We start from the raw sequence: 13,279 nt of genomic DNA, 5'->3' as shown, positions 1-13,279 counted from the left end.
CCAGTGGGCTTGTCGGTGCCACGATCATAACGGCATCGTCCCAGAAACGCGTCCAGCTCCTCCTCGAAAACCGCCTCGATGGTGGCGCGGATGTTCTCACGCAGACGATCTTCGATCGGATCATAGCCCGCTTCACTGGCCAGTAGCGAAAGTGCAGAAGTGTCGGTATTGTTCTTCATGGTGTGATCTCCCTGGCGGTTGCTGCCGCCGGTTGGGTGGGTTCAAGTCACCCGGAGATTACGCCACCTTCAAATTTCCACCACCTTCGCGACACGACCCCGTAGCGCCGCGTCAAACACTGCGCAGAAGATCAGTCAGCGCTGACGGCATACCCCGAATGCCGTCAGCGACTAGACGGGCGATCCAGGTCCAGAACGGGACCGTCGGGCACGATGCCATTGGGATTGATGGTCCCGTGGCTGCGGTAATAATGCTGTTTGATATGGTCGAAATTGATCGTCGCTGCGATGCCGGGCTGTTGATACAGCTCGCGGGTATAGCTCCACAGGTTTTCGTAGTCTTTCAACATTCTCAGGTTGCACTTGAAATGCCCGTGATAGACGGCATCAAAGCGGATCAAGGTCGTGAACAGCCGCCAGTCGGCTTCGGTGATCCTGTCGCCCAGCAGATAGGTCTGTTTCCCCAGCCTTGCCTCTAACATGTCCAAGGCAGAAAACAGCGCGCGGACTTCGGTTTCATAGACGGTTTGATCGGTGGCAAATCCGGCCTTGTAAACACCGTTGTTGATTGCGTCATAGGTGAAGGCGTTGATGCGGTCGATCTCAGCCAGCAGGTCCGCAGGGGAATAGTCGTCGGTCGGGGGCACGATGCCGTCAAAGGCCGCATTCAGCATGCGGATGATATCGGCTGATTCATTGCTGACGATGGTATCTTGTTGCAGATCCCACAGCACCGGCACTGTCACGCGGCCGCTGTAGTTTGGATCGGCCCGCAGATAGACCTCATACATGTATTTCGCATTGCCCACAGGGTCGGCGATGACGCCGGGGCCGGACGCAAAGGTCCAGCCGTTTTCGGCCATCAACGGGTTGACCACTGACAGGCCGATAACATCTTCCAGCCCTTTCAACGCGCGCAGGATCAGGGTGCGGTTGGCCCAAGGGCAAGCAAGCGAAACATACAGGTGATATCGGCCCGCTTCGGCCTTGAACCCGGCCTTGCCCGTTGGCCCCGCCGTGCTATCGGCGGTGATCCAGTTGCGAAACTGCGCGGCGCTGCGCTCGAACTTGCCGCCGGTGCTGGTGGTATCATACCACTGGTCATGCCATGTGCCGTCGATCAACAGTCCCATGATGGGTCATCCTTTCAAAGGGGTGCCGCGCCTGTTCGGGTGCCGCAGAAAGGACACGGCCCGCGCGTTTTGCGGGGCCGTATCCGTTGCCGGTCTGGCGTGTCAGGCCAGCTTTGCTGCGAATTCGACCAGACGGCGTGCCTGATGGCCGATGCTGGCTTTCACATCATCGCTGAAATCCGTCCCCTGCGTGTGGCTGTAGCCGTAGGGGTTGCCACCGGTCTTGAAGATCACACCATCGGTATAGCCGGGGGCGACGATGATGCCACCCCAATGCATTACGGTGGTGTAAAACGACAGCAGCGTCGCCTCTTGTCCGCCATGTGCGTTCTGGGCAGAAGTCATCGCCGAGACGGGCTTGTTGGCCAACCCGCCCTTACCCCAGACACCGCCCAGCGTGTCGATAAAGGCGCGCATCTGGCTGGCCATACCGCCAAACCGGGTCGGAGCCGAAACCAGATAGGCATTCGCCCATTCCATATCAGCGGCGGTTGCTGTCGAAATATCGGCAGATTTTTCGGTCTGTGCCTGCCAGGCATCGACGCCGGCCACAACGTGATCCGGCGCGGTCTCGGGCGTTTTCAGCAGTCGCACCTCGGCGCCCGCGGCCTTTGCCGCCTCGGCTGCGATGGCGGCCATCTGGTGGTTGGTGCCGTAGCTGGAATAATAGATAATGGCGAGCTTGACGGTCATGGACGTTCTCCTGTCAGGGGGTTGGATGCGGTTGGATAGGATATAGGCAAAAGGATCATTTTTCAGAATGGCCATAATCTTGCATTCACTATTGCCGTTGGTGTAACAATCGATGATGGGCGAACTTGAATCCATCCGTGTTTTCCTGACCGTGGCGGCGCAGCAAAGCTTTGCGGGTGCCGCGCGGCAATTGGGCATGACCCCGGCATCGGTCACGCGCACCATCGCGGCGCTGGAAGCGCAGCTTGGCGTGCAACTGCTGGTGCGCACAACGCGGCAGGTCTCGCTGACCTCGGCGGGGGCAGGGTATGCGGCACGGGTGACGCCGCTGGCAGAAGGGCTGGCCGAGGCGGCCGATCAAACCCGAGAGGCACAGGGCATCACCTCTGGCAGGCTGAGGATCAGCGCGCCGCTGTCCTTGGGGGTGAAAGTGCTGCCCCCGATTTTGTCGCAATTCGGGGCACTGTATCCGCAGACGCATCTTGATGTCAGCCTGTCAGATCGTTTTGTCGATATTGTCGACGAAGGCTATGATCTGGCGATCCGCATTTCTGGCCCGCCCAGCGATAAATCGACGATCTGGCGCAAGATATGCCGGGTGCCGCGCCTTTTGGTGGCCTCACCAGGATATCTGACGGCGCGAGATACGCCGCAGCGGCCAGAGGATTTGGCCGAGCATGATTGTCTGGGATATCGCGACGATCTGGGCGCAGAAATCTGGCAACTGTCCAATGGCAAACGCCAGCACAGCCACAAGGCGATTGGACGGCTGAGTGCCAATAACGGGGATCTTTTGGCGAAGCTTGTTCTGCAGGGCGAGGGAATCGCCCTGCTGCCACGGTTCATCATCGAGGATGACATCGCCGCCGGGCGCTTAGCTTCGGTCTTGCCCGACTGGTTCACGCCGGAAATCTGGCTGACGCTGTATTATCCGCCTTACGCGCAATTGCCGCTGCGGGTTGCGACCTTTTCGGACTTTTTCGAGACCCATGTGAATGAAACCTGTCCGCTTTGACGCGGATAGGTCTCTGTGCTGTTGTTGCTGTGGTCTTGCAACGGTTATTCTGACGGCGCGGCGTCTTGCACTGTGCAGGTCTGAAGGCTGCCTGCCTCCATCTCGTTTTCCCGCGTGGCGGTATCGCCCTTGGTCCACCACACATCCGCGCCCGAGACGTATTTCGCACCCGAGGCCGCAACCACATTGACGAAGATACGCTCTTCCCCGTCGATCTGCAGGATGGCCAACGCGTTTGCACCGGAATTCACATATTGAACGGCAAAGGCCTCGGCATCGCCGCAGGTATAGGTCTGCGACAGAACACTGTCTGCGGCCCCGATCTTGAGCGGAACAGACAGGGTCGTTTCTGCGGTGGCGGAGCTGGCAGTTGCCAGAGCGGCGATTGCCAAAATACTGATACGCATGCCTTATTCTCCTTGGTTAAAGGGTTTCATAGCGCAGCTGTCCACGCCACGGCAAGCGGTAGACCCGTGCCGGACGCGAGGGAACAGCCGCTATGGTCAGTTTGTGCGATCTCACCCGCGAGGCGGGCGCCGCAGCGGTTCGCCCTCATTCCTTGGGGCGGGTCCGATCTAATTCGGGGCTGATCGGGATGAACTCTGCGTCATCGCCCGGCGGCAGTTTGAACGGGCCATTTTGCCAGTCGGCGGCTTTCCAATCCTCCTTGGCCTGCTCAATGCGGTCCTTTGACGAGGACACGAAATTCCACCAGATATAGCGTTTCTCATTCAGCGTGGCGCCGCCAAGCGCCATCAGCCGCGCGCCCTGCGGCCCGGCCTTTACCGAAATCCGGTCACCGGGGCGAAAGACCATCATGCGGCCGGCCTCGAATGTGTCGCCCGCAACTTCGATGCTACCTTCGGTCACATAGATCCCGCGATCTTCGTGGTTGTCGGGCAGCGGAAAGGCCGCGTCCGCCGCCAGCACCACATCCAGATAGAACGTCTCGGATTGCATCGTGACCGGGCTGGTTTGTCCGTAAGCGCTGCCGAGGATCAGCCGCGCAGTAGTGCCGGTATCGGTGATGACAGGCAGCGCCGCCTCCTTATGATGCTCGAAATCGGGGGCCATGTCTTCGCGGTCTTCGGGCAGGGCGATCCAGGTCTGGATACCAAACAGCTTGTGCCGCGTGGCGCGGGTCTCTGCGCTGGTCCGTTCAGAATGGGTGACGCCGCGCCCGGCGAGCATCCAGTTCACCTCACCGGGGTAGATCATCTGATGCGTGCCAAGGCTGTCGCGGTGTTCAAACTCGCCCTGATAGAGGTAGGTGACTGTGCCCAGACCGATATGCGGATGCGGACGCACGTCAATGCCGCCATTGGTGATAAACTCGGCAGGCCCCATCTGATCAAAGAAGATGAACGGCCCCACCATCTGCCGCTTTGGCGAAGGCAGGGCGCGGCGCACCTCAAACCCGCCCAGATCATGGGCGCGCGGAATGATCAGGGTTTCAATTGCTGCGCTATCGGATAGCGGACATTCGGGGTTATGGGTTGGGTTCCAGCTCATGAAATCTCTCCTGTATTTGCGTGCGAAATAACGGACACGGCATTGCAGCGGTCATTTTGGTAAGGTGTGATGCGCCACTGTTGGCGCGTCACCATGTCGCTCCGGTGCCGTGACGTGTTTTACCACTGGATGACATCCGCCAATTCCTCGCGGTGTTTTTGCGCATGGGCGCGCACAAAGGGGCAAAGCGGAACGATGCGCTGGCGTTTTGCCCGTGCATCCGCGATCAGTCGATCGACCAGGGCACGCCCGATGCCAAGCCCGCGCATGCTATCGGGAACAGCCGTGTGATCTGCGATGATCAATGTGGGCGTCACTTTTGAGATCGTCAATTCAGCCGCGCCTTTGACACCGGGTTGCGTGGCCGCATAACGGCCTTTGGTTTCGGTCTCGGTAAAGATAATGTTCACGTCTGTCATGGGTTGCCCCCTCATGGTCAAAAAGAACTACAAGATCGGTCAAGCCCTTTCCCGCAGACGCGCCTGTGGTGCGCGCCTACGAAAAGGCATATTGCCGAGGCTTACGGTGCTGTCAGCAGGGTTTGCAGCGCCGCCACCTCTGGCTGGCGCAACTCGTGGCCGCCGTCATGGATCTGCGTGGACACCTCGGCGCCCTGTGCTGCAAACCAGTCGATCAGCTTTTGGCTTAGCGGCCACGGGCAAATCGGATCGCGTTTTCCGGCGGTAATCAGCACCCGGCTGCCAGCAAGCGCAGGATTGGCCTGTGGTTCCCATGGGATCAGCGGATGCAACAAGCCGATCCGCGCAAACAGATCGGGGTGCGCCATCGCGACAGAGGCAAGGATATTCGCCCCGTTGGAATAGCCAAAGCCATAGACTGGCGCATCAGGGTGTTGCGCCTTGTGAGAGGCCACAAAGGCGGCCATCGTTTCCGTGCGGCGGGCAAGATCATCCATGTCATAGACGCCCTCGCCGGTGCGGCGAAAGAACCGTGCTGCGCCGTGTTCGGACACATCGCCGCGGGGCGAGACAACGCCCGCCGATGGCGAAAGCTGCTGTGCCAGATCAAAAAACTGATGCTCGTCGCCGCCGGTGCCGTGAAAGGCAAAGATCAACGGCGCGCCGGCCTGCGGCGCCTTGGTCAGCGCTTGGTAGGTTTTGGTCGACATATCGCTCTCCTTACGGGGCCAGTGGGGGCAACAAGCGTTCAATCTCGGCGCGATGCGGCTCATAGCGGGTGGGCAGCTTCAAAGCCTGACCCAGATGGGCAGTGTCTTCGTCACGGTCAAAGCCCGGCTCGTTGGTGGCAACCTCGAACAAGATGCCACCGGGGGTGCGGAAATAGATCGCCCAGAAATAGTCGCGGTCGATCACCGGTGTCACCTGATAGCCGGTGTCCAGCAGGGCTTTGCGCACCTCCAATTGCTTGGCGCGGTTTTCAACGGCAAAGGCGATATGGTGGACCGATCCCGAACCCTGACTGGCGGATTTAGCGCCCGACATTTCCTCAAGGTCGATGGTGTCCGCCGCATTTCCGCCTTCAATCCGGTAGCGGGTGAGGTTGCCTGCGGTCTCCTCCTTCTGATAGCCCATATAGGTCAGCAATTCGCCGGTGGCCGCCGCATCGCGCAGCGTGAAGCGCGCGCCATGAAAGCCCAAAATCCCGGAATCTTGTGGCACATCGGTGCCGGTCCAGGGCGTGCGTCCCCGTTCCGCGCTTTCCACCAGGGCAAATCCATCGCCGTCGGGGCCGTCAAATTGCAAACGATCCTCGCCCAGAAAGCTTTCCTCGCGCAGGCCCGTGACACCGTAATTGCCAAGCCGCTCTTTCCAGAACGGCAACGCGCCTTGGGGCACGGCGAATTCGGTCACGCCAACCTCGCCCGCACCGCGACGGCCTTTGGGCATCTGGCCAAAGGGAAAGTAGGTCATCACGGAACCGGGCGTGCCGACCTCGTCACCATAATAAAGGTGATAAACATCGGGCGAGTCAAAGTTGACGGTCTTTTTGACCCGGCGCAGTCCAAGAGTTTGGGTAAAGAACGCGTTGTTTTCCGCTGCATTGCCAGCCATCGAAGTGACGTGGTGCAGACCTTTGATGTCTTTGATCATCGTTTTCCCTCTCAAATCGTCCATCATGTGTTGTGATCAAGATAGGGCAATGTATCGTTGATCAGAATGGCTATAATCTTGCATTTACCATTGTCGATAGTGCAACAATTGAACAAGCAACACATCAGGGCGTTCGGGCGTCGCTGAACGCTGTCGATCAAAATAATGGCAGCCAAGGTTGCACGGGGCATCGCCAGGCTGGAAATCAATTGTCTTGCATCGCATGTGGGGCGAGAACCCTATATTGACCAAACAGAATGGCCGGACGGCTCAATCCAACTCGGTGGCGATGCCAGATCAGGTCATAGTGACAATTGGCGCAACCTCTGAAGTGCAAAGGAAAAGCCCATGAGCATGGAATGTGACCCAGTGACCGGAGTCTGCTTTCTGCCAGGCACAGAGATGCCCCGCCTTGATACTGCGGCCAGCGATCGGGCGCAGGTCTCCTATATTGGCGATCCGATGTGTTCGTGGTGCTGGGGCATGTCACCGGTCATTGAGGCTTTAGCCTTGCATTGTGCCGAACAGGGGCTGGCGTTTCGATTGGTGATGGGCGGGTTGCGGGCAGGTGGCGGCGATGCCTGGAATGCGGGGTTTCGCGGTTTTCTCAGGCAGGAATGGACGCATATTGCGGCGCAAACCGGCCAACCCTTTGGCTTTCGCCTGCTGGAGCGTTCAGCCTTTTCGTATGACACCGAACCGGCGTGCCGCGCCGTGGTGACAGCGCGCACGCAATTCGGCCAAGCGCAGGACGCCATCAGCCGAGAACTGACCTTCTTCACGGCGATCCAGCGGAAATTCTATGTCGAGGGCGATGACCCCAAAGAGCCTAAGTTTTACAGCGATATCTGCATGGCCACTGGCATTGAACCGGGGCGATTTGAAACCGCCTTTGCCAGCGCCGAAGCGGTCGCGGCCACACAGCGCGAGTTCAGGCTTGCACGGCAATTGGGGGTGCGGGGCTTCCCGACAGTGATGCTGCAAACCGCAACTGGGTTGCATGAGATTTCTGTTGGCTACGCAACCCTGTCCGCCTTGACCGAACGCATTTCGAAATTCAAGGTCGTCTGACGGATGTTTGTGACATGATCGCCGCTGATGTTGCCCCGTGGATCCAAGCCAATTTGAGATAGGCTCTGGCCCAACCGAAAGGACCAGAGATGAAGCGCCGCAGGTTCAGCGAAGATCAGATCATCCGTTGCCCGGCAGGCGATTTGTGAAACAAATCTGCCGAGAGGGGGCATTCTTAAGGAGCACGAGGCCGGGATTTCCGTCTTCGATCTGTGCCGCAAGCACGGCGTCAGCGATGCGACCGTCTGCAAGCGGAAAGCCAAGTATGGCGGCATGGATGTCAGCGAGGCGAAGCGTCTGAAAGCGCTTGAGGATGAGAACGGCAGGCTCAAGAAGCTACTGGCTGACTCAATGCTCGACAATTCGGCCTTGAAGGATCTGCTCGGAAAAAATGGTGACGCCCGCTGCGCAGCGGCAAGCGGTCGCGCATCTGGTGGAGGGCCACGGGATGAGCGAGCGGCGGGCGTGCCAGGTGATTGGCTGTTGCCGGATGACCATGCGCTACGAGGTGGTTCGGCAGGACGACCCGGTGTTGCGAGAGCGGTTGAAGGAACTGGCCAAGGTTCGACGCCGGTTCGGCTATCGGCTGCTGCATGTGTTTCTCCGGCGTGAGGGCTTCAATCTCAATCACAAGCGGCTGTTCCGCATCTACCGGGAAGAGCAGTTGCATGTGCGCCGTTGTGGTGGGCGCAAGCGGGCCATGGGCACACGGGCCCCGATGGTGCTGCCCCTGATGCCAAACCAGCGCGGGTCATTGGATTTTGTGTCGGACCAGCTGACGGATTGTCGCCGGTTCCGGATCATGACCGTGGTAGACGACTGCACGCGCGAATGCCTCGCCCTGATCGACGACACATCGCTGTCGGGGCACGGGTGGCGCGGGAGCTGGCCACGCTGTTCGACACCCGCGGCAAGCCTCAGACGGTGGTCAGCGATAAAGGGACAGAGTTCACCTCGAATGCGATCCTGAACTTCGTGGATGATCGCAAGTTTTACAGCCGGTTGATGCATGAACCCATCCGCACAGCTGCCATTTGGAATGGCACAATGCTGCACGACGCACGAATGGCCGGTTTGGTGAAACTGCACTGCAGCGCTACCGGATGAAGCGAGTGACAGCAATGGGCCGACTGCGTCGACAACCAAACCCAAAGTCAGGCGTAACCGGCCTCTTTTTCCAGCAAGCCTTGCAGCAATGCTGTCCGGTCCCCGCTGAAATCGCCACCCTGAGCGTCAGCCCCTCCATCGCAAGCACAAAAAAACTGCCTGAAATCCCTGCGCTCTTCGCAATAGGCAAGTTGCTTTACCCCTTGGGGCGGATGCACCAAGGCAACCGGCAGCAATATCCGCGTTGCCGAAGCCCACCGGCCGACTTGCGCTGATTGCTCCATAAAGGGCGGCCAGATCCACCGTTGGAGCAGGGGGCAAATCCGCGTGCCAGTAGGCCTCGGAGCGCACGTCGAGCAATTGAGATGCGGCCGAGAAGGGCAGCCTCTGGATCGGATACTGCCCGCCGCGCAAGTGTTGCTTCGGCTGCGGCCAATGGATCACCACGATGGCTTGCCAAGGTAAGACCCCTTGGGTCTGGGTCACCCAGTTCCGGCTACAAGACGGGCACCGGCTGCGCCGTCACGTTGGATGCCGCACTTTGCCCAAAGCCGATGGCAGCGGCAAACCCGGCAAGCCGGATGCCGAGCGCACTGCGCTACATGTCCGAAGTAGCGCCCTGGGCCACGATGGACCCGGACGGCATTCCACCTAAAGACCAGAAATCCTTTGGGAAAACTTGCTCATGCGGGACACTACTATCGTGGTTGGCGGTTTCAGCATGTCGATATGAACCTCAAGCTCTGCGGAGGCCACAGCTTCTTCCGGCGGCGACGGCGCCTCAGCATCCATAGCCTCCGGTTCAACCTCAGGCGCAATTTCCTCCCGCGCAACGATCTCTGCAGCCAGTTTCGGTTCTGGCTCGACGGGCGCTTCCGCTTTCACCTTTTCGGGACGCACAAAATCCACCACGATCCGGTCAGCCAGACGCCGCTCCAGCGCCTCCATGCGTTCGGTCAAGACCCGCACATCGGCTATTTCCTTTGGTGGATAGGGCAGGGCACCCTTCTGGCCGTCGAACAGCTTCTTGAAGGTCGGGTCCTGGAAATACACGATCCGGTGGACCAAGAGCGGATTTTGCCGTTCCGGAATGAGGATTGCCAGATTGGGATCCAATCGCCGCACCTCGTCGGGCATCAGCAGCGGCCGTTCTTCCATGCGCCGACTGACCGAGCGCCTCTGCATGAAATCCCGATCCCTTGACACGCTGTCCGACACCGAAAGCTTGGTGGTCTTGCCCAACGCATCCGAAATCTCTCCCGCCGTCTTCTTGTCGTTTGCGGCCAAGTAGAGCTTCATGCCAGCCGCGGACTCGAGCGACAGGCGGACGTTTTCGCCATAGATATTGTCGAGGCCCGGGATCGACTGGGTGATGATCGACACCCGCGCGCCGTGCCCGGCCAACTGCTTCAGCGCCTGCTCGACGATAGGCATAGGCCCGAGCTGGTCGAATTCGTCGAGCATGACCATGACGGGCCAGGGTTCAATTTTCGGGTCAGGGAGTGTTGAGCGCATGGTGGCGATCAACTCACCGAAGAACAACCGCACCAAGGGTGACAGGGTGCGAATGTCATCGGCGTTGACGACGACATAGATCGACATTGGGCGCTTGCGCAGATCGGCGAAGGAGAAATCATTGCCAGACGTCGCGCGATCCACCGCTGGGTTGTTCCAGAGCGTCATGCCCGCGCCGCCCAAGACCGAGGCATGCGAGGACAGTGTCCGGTCGGAATAGCCCGCGAACTTGCGGAAGGTCTGGGCGGCGTTTGGGTGTTTCACCTCCTCGGCATGTTCGCCGTAGACCGCTTGCGTGGCGCCCCGGCCGAAGAGGATGCGGCTGATCTCGCCGATGGTGGGCTTGCCCCTTTCAATCGCAAGGAGGCCACCTGCCACAAACAGCTCACGGCCTTCGGTCAGGAAGTCGCCTGCGGTGCCTTTGTCGGAAACCGTCAAGAAGTAATCGGAGATCTTGGCCAGTTCGGTATAGCGCTGTTCGAGATTGGCAATTCGCGCAACGCGCTCGAGCGGGTTGTAGCGGTGGGTCGGATGTTCAAAATCGAACGGCGAGAAGCGATAGACCGCGTCGCCCTCGGCCTGGCGGTGGCGTGACGTCGCCTCAAAGATTTCACCTTTCACGTCGAGGACGACAATGCTGCCGTTGAAGAGAAGGGTGTCCGCCACCATGGCGCGGCGTTCTTCTTCCAGGGAGCTTTCCTGCCCGCGCAAGAAATGAAACGTCCGCGCCGCGCGCCGCGTATCGCCCTGCTTTGAGCGGAAAATCCGGATGCCGATCACCGTGCCGCTGGCAACGGCAGGCGACCCCACCACCTGACAGCGCAGCATCAAGTCGCGGTAACTCACCGCTGCTGAGACCAAGGGCGCGGTCTCGGTGAAGGTGTTGGAGGTCGAGTTTGCGATCTGCGAGGCCAAATCGCGCACCGCCCGTGCGCGCAGGGCGGGCAGACCGCTTGGCGTCATGTGAATCTGGCCTGCGCGCTCGACCCAGACGCTGCCATCGGCGTTGATCGCCAGTTCCATCACCGCAGGGTCCGAGAGGCCCGCATCGAGCTGCCCGAGATAGGTGTCGAGGTAGCTCATCAATAAAACTCGATGTCGGCATCAACCCGGACCATGACGACGGCGCCTTGGGTAACGCTGATCGTCGGTGGGATGCGCAGATAATCGGCCATCACGGTGTTGACCGCCTCGCCCAGATCCGTGCCGACGTTTTCGGCAGTGTCCGAGGCCACTTCGTTGTCCGCATACTTCGCGGCGGCGATGTCGGGGACAGCACCGATGACAGAAATCAGGGCAGCAGTGCCGAACCGCTGCAAGAAGTGATTGCGCACTGTGCCCGGCAGGCCGGAGCGCCCAATGCGGTCGGTGCCATAGGCGGCGAGGGTGACCGATTGCCCATCGGTGGTGACCAGCCTGTCCCATGCTATCAGCACGCGGCGCTGACCTGCGCCCACGTCGGATTCATAACGCCCGAAGAGGCGTGAGCCCCGCGGGATCAGGACCCGGCTCATATCGAACGACCAGACATCATGGCTGACGATGGCCGAGACATTGCCGGCAAGATCAGTGCTGACGGCCGTCTCTAAGGCCGCCTCGATCAGCGTGCCCTGCATCACGGTATTGGACGGATTGGCGATCACTTCGGCCTGGCGCACCTCGGCGGCCTTGGCCCCTGCGCGGCGGAAGGCTTCATCGCCGGTTGCCGCCGCCCCGCCGGGGGCAGGGGATGCGGCCCCAGCCTCGCCACCCATATCCATGCTGGACCGCAGGGCGACCATGTCGGAATGGATCTGGGACTGCTTCAGCGCCTCGGCTTCTTCGCGCTGACGGGCCAGATCAGCTTCCCGGGCGCGGGCCGCTTCCGCCTCGCCATCGCCCGTGATCAGGGCGTTGGTTTCCAACTCGGTTTGCAGGCGGATGTTTTCCCGCTCGAGGTCCGACAGGGCGGCAGCGCGGGTCTTTGCCTCGGCATCCAGAGCTTCAACCTGCGCCTTGAGCGCCGCAAGAGCGGCCTCATCCGTCACCGGATTGGCCTTCAGGTCCGCGATCTGGGCAGTCAGCGCCTCGACCTCGGCCTGCAACCGATCGGCTTCACTGCGATCGGGTGCAGCGGGGACAATCTGTGGCTTTGGCCGTGAGACGTTGAAGCCATCCGTGCCTATGCCATCGCCCTGGAAATCACTGACCGATGCGGTTTCAATGGCGGGAGCCGGGGCAGGGGCATCGGGTGCGGCCAGCACCAGCCATGCCCCAACCCCAACTCCCGCGACGGCGGTGACGGCAGAAAGGGCATAGGGGTTTATGCCCCGGCGGCGCTTGGGTGCCTCGGAAGGCTTCATGCGCTCCATGCGCGCGGCGAGTTTTTCGGCTGCATCGGGCTCAGTCATTGGCTGACCCCCACTTCCGCCGTGACGCAGACGTATTCCTCGCCATAGCGTAGGACCCAACGCTCGGAACGGGTGCTGACGGTGATCGTTGTGCCGCGCACCGAGGAGTTGACCGAATACTCCTGCCCCTTGGCATCAGCGCGGAAGATGGTCGGCATCGGGGCCCCGGGTGGGATCAGGAAGGTGGTCTTGCGCCCGTCATCCGAGATCGAGATCGGCGCGAAGGCGGGTAGGGCGCCACTGCGCTTCATGATTTTGTAGGTCATGGGCAATGAGGGTGGGATGTCGGAAGCGGCCTCAGCACCACGAGCAGCACCCGGCACGGTGAACTTCACTGAATAGTTCGGGCTGCCGCGACCGCCTTCGGTCACCTGCAGGAAGTAGATATTGCGCTGCGTCTCGACGGTGAGGTTGGTCGTAGCCCCCGCCACCACCGGCTTGATGATGAAGAGGTTCGCCCGCTCCAACTTGTCGATCTTGAAGCTTTCAAGATCTCCGATCGCAATGGATTGGATCTTCTCACCCTCGCCAAGTTCGACGAGGGTCACGTTCCGCAGCCGCGTGTTGATCCGGTAAACCTGGCCCTCCTGAT

General features: G+C 60.4%; 12 protein-coding genes and 2 pseudogenes. 3 read left to right on the top strand and 11 right to left on the bottom strand.

Annotation, left to right across the window (positions count from 1 at the left end; genetic code table 11):
- The 3 genes and pseudogenes from AKV04_RS26260 to wrbA all read right to left on the bottom strand — a co-directional run.
- Window positions 1–179 (bottom strand): annotated as a pseudogene (locus tag AKV04_RS26260) (IS256 family transposase); the annotation flags it as partial.
- A gap of 164 nt (window positions 180–343) precedes the next feature.
- The gene (locus AKV04_RS16595; protein ID WP_054007538.1) at window positions 344–1,312 is read right to left on the bottom strand and encodes a glutathione S-transferase family protein; all 969 of its coding nucleotides are present in this window, start codon (window positions 1,310–1,312) and stop codon (window positions 344–346) included.
- 102 nt (window positions 1,313–1,414) lie between these two features.
- Window positions 1,415–2,005: an NAD(P)H:quinone oxidoreductase gene (gene wrbA, locus AKV04_RS16590; protein ID WP_054007540.1), complete on the bottom strand. Its 591-nt coding sequence runs from the start codon at window positions 2,003–2,005 to the stop codon at window positions 1,415–1,417.
- A gap of 112 nt (window positions 2,006–2,117) precedes the next feature.
- On the opposite strand from wrbA, the gene AKV04_RS16585 reads away from it, so the two are divergent.
- A complete protein-coding gene (locus AKV04_RS16585; protein ID WP_235815676.1) occupies window positions 2,118–3,020 on the top strand; it encodes a LysR family transcriptional regulator in 903 nt (300 codons plus the stop codon).
- Between the two features lie 44 nt (window positions 3,021–3,064).
- Here AKV04_RS16585 and AKV04_RS16580 read toward each other — a convergent pair whose 3' ends face one another.
- The 5 genes from AKV04_RS16580 to AKV04_RS16560 all read right to left on the bottom strand — a co-directional run bounded on the left by AKV04_RS16580 (window position 3,065) and on the right by AKV04_RS16560 (window position 6,604).
- Window positions 3,065–3,427, bottom strand: a complete 363-nt coding sequence (locus tag AKV04_RS16580; protein ID WP_054007537.1) for an MliC family protein — start codon at window positions 3,425–3,427, stop codon at window positions 3,065–3,067.
- Between the two features lie 145 nt (window positions 3,428–3,572).
- Window positions 3,573–4,532, bottom strand: coding sequence for a pirin family protein (locus AKV04_RS16575; protein WP_054007536.1), 960 nt, complete (start codon window positions 4,530–4,532; stop codon window positions 3,573–3,575).
- Window positions 4,533–4,651: 119 nt separating this feature from the next.
- Window positions 4,652–4,951: a GNAT family N-acetyltransferase gene (locus AKV04_RS16570; protein ID WP_054007535.1), complete on the bottom strand. Its 300-nt coding sequence runs from the start codon at window positions 4,949–4,951 to the stop codon at window positions 4,652–4,654.
- A 101-nt stretch (window positions 4,952–5,052) separates the two neighbouring features.
- Complete coding sequence (locus AKV04_RS16565; protein ID WP_054007534.1) at window positions 5,053–5,661, bottom strand: alpha/beta hydrolase; 609 nt, start codon at window positions 5,659–5,661, stop codon at window positions 5,053–5,055.
- 10 nt (window positions 5,662–5,671) lie between these two features.
- Window positions 5,672–6,604, bottom strand: coding sequence for a ring-cleaving dioxygenase (locus AKV04_RS16560; protein ID WP_054007533.1), 933 nt, complete (start codon window positions 6,602–6,604; stop codon window positions 5,672–5,674).
- A 348-nt stretch (window positions 6,605–6,952) separates the two neighbouring features.
- On the opposite strand from AKV04_RS16560, the gene AKV04_RS16550 reads away from it, so the two are divergent.
- The gene (locus tag AKV04_RS16550; protein WP_202905642.1) at window positions 6,953–7,675 is read left to right on the top strand and encodes a DsbA family protein; all 723 of its coding nucleotides are present in this window, start codon (window positions 6,953–6,955) and stop codon (window positions 7,673–7,675) included.
- Between the two features lie 89 nt (window positions 7,676–7,764).
- A pseudogene (locus tag AKV04_RS16545) lies at window positions 7,765–8,662 on the top strand (IS3 family transposase); the annotation flags it as partial.
- A 771-nt stretch (window positions 8,663–9,433) separates the two neighbouring features.
- Here AKV04_RS16545 and AKV04_RS16535 read toward each other — a convergent pair.
- From AKV04_RS16535 to AKV04_RS16525, 3 genes are all read right to left on the bottom strand, one after another.
- Window positions 9,434–11,380, bottom strand: coding sequence for a type IV secretory system conjugative DNA transfer family protein (locus AKV04_RS16535; protein WP_054007528.1), 1,947 nt, complete (start codon window positions 11,378–11,380; stop codon window positions 9,434–9,436).
- Entirely contained in the window at window positions 11,380–12,687 is a 1,308-nt protein-coding gene (locus tag AKV04_RS16530) for a TrbI/VirB10 family protein (protein ID WP_054007527.1), read from the bottom strand. The genes AKV04_RS16535 and AKV04_RS16530 overlap by 1 nt, the downstream gene beginning before the upstream one ends.
- The coding region (locus tag AKV04_RS16525) for a TrbG/VirB9 family P-type conjugative transfer protein (protein WP_054007526.1) at window positions 12,684–13,279 on the bottom strand (596 nt) is incomplete at its 5' end. The genes AKV04_RS16530 and AKV04_RS16525, both read right to left, overlap by 4 nt.

Source organism: Cypionkella psychrotolerans, from assembly GCF_001294535.1.
Lineage (GTDB): Bacteria > Pseudomonadota > Alphaproteobacteria > Rhodobacterales > Rhodobacteraceae > Cypionkella > Cypionkella psychrotolerans.
This window is presented reverse-complemented; position numbering and strand designations above follow the sequence as displayed.

Excerpts from the sequence above, each read along its gene's own strand:
- AKV04_RS16595 (WP_054007538.1), bottom strand. The coding sequence starts at position 1,312 with ATGGGACTGTTGATCGACGGCACATGGCATGACCAGTGGTATGATACC.
- wrbA (WP_054007540.1), bottom strand. The coding sequence starts at position 2,005 with ATGACCGTCAAGCTCGCCATTATCTATTATTCCAGCTACGGCACCAAC.
- AKV04_RS16585 (WP_235815676.1), top strand. The coding sequence starts at position 2,118 with ATGATGGGCGAACTTGAATCCATCCGTGTTTTCCTGACCGTGGCGGCG.
- AKV04_RS16580 (WP_054007537.1), bottom strand. The coding sequence starts at position 3,427 with ATGCGTATCAGTATTTTGGCAATCGCCGCTCTGGCAACTGCCAGCTCC.
- AKV04_RS16575 (WP_054007536.1), bottom strand. The coding sequence starts at position 4,532 with ATGAGCTGGAACCCAACCCATAACCCCGAATGTCCGCTATCCGATAGC.
- AKV04_RS16570 (WP_054007535.1), bottom strand. The coding sequence starts at position 4,951 with ATGACAGACGTGAACATTATCTTTACCGAGACCGAAACCAAAGGCCGT.
- AKV04_RS16565 (WP_054007534.1), bottom strand. The coding sequence starts at position 5,661 with ATGTCGACCAAAACCTACCAAGCGCTGACCAAGGCGCCGCAGGCCGGC.
- AKV04_RS16560 (WP_054007533.1), bottom strand. The coding sequence starts at position 6,604 with ATGATCAAAGACATCAAAGGTCTGCACCACGTCACTTCGATGGCTGGC.
- AKV04_RS16550 (WP_202905642.1), top strand. The coding sequence starts at position 6,953 with ATGAGCATGGAATGTGACCCAGTGACCGGAGTCTGCTTTCTGCCAGGC.
- AKV04_RS16535 (WP_054007528.1), bottom strand. The coding sequence starts at position 11,380 with ATGAGCTACCTCGACACCTATCTCGGGCAGCTCGATGCGGGCCTCTCG.
- AKV04_RS16530 (WP_054007527.1), bottom strand. The coding sequence starts at position 12,687 with ATGACTGAGCCCGATGCAGCCGAAAAACTCGCCGCGCGCATGGAGCGC.